This is a genomic window from Methylobacterium sp. D48H (genome assembly GCF_053345715.1).
Genome location: NZ_JBKFAP010000165.1, coordinates 1 through 301, shown reverse-complemented (window position 1 = coordinate 301; position 301 = coordinate 1). Strand labels below are relative to the sequence as shown.

1 pseudogene is annotated in these 301 nt (G+C 71.8%); it reads right to left on the bottom strand.

Annotated elements, in window-relative coordinates:
• A pseudogene (locus tag ACLBX8_RS31965) lies at nt 1–273 on the bottom strand (methyltransferase type 11); the annotation flags it as partial.
• Between the last annotated feature and the right edge of the window lie 28 nt (nt 274–301).

Here is a 301-nt window from a genome sequence, read left to right as displayed (position 1 = left end):
CTTGATCAGGCGGATAATCCCGGCGGGATCGGCCGGCGGCCCGTTCCACCAATCATCCTGATCGACCATCAGCGCGGCCAGCGCCTCGTCGGGCTCGCCGGCGTCGAGATGGGCGAGCACCCGCTCGACCAGGGCCGCACGGTTGATCCGCAGGTACGGGATGCCATCGACCACGGGCCAGCGCGCGCCGGTCTCCGCGTCGCGCAGGGCGTGCGGGCCGTCGGCCTTCAGCGGGTTGCCGGTGTCCGGCGATCTGAGTTCGAACGGGATCATGGTCCTCGGGGCCGCCCGGGCAGATGGG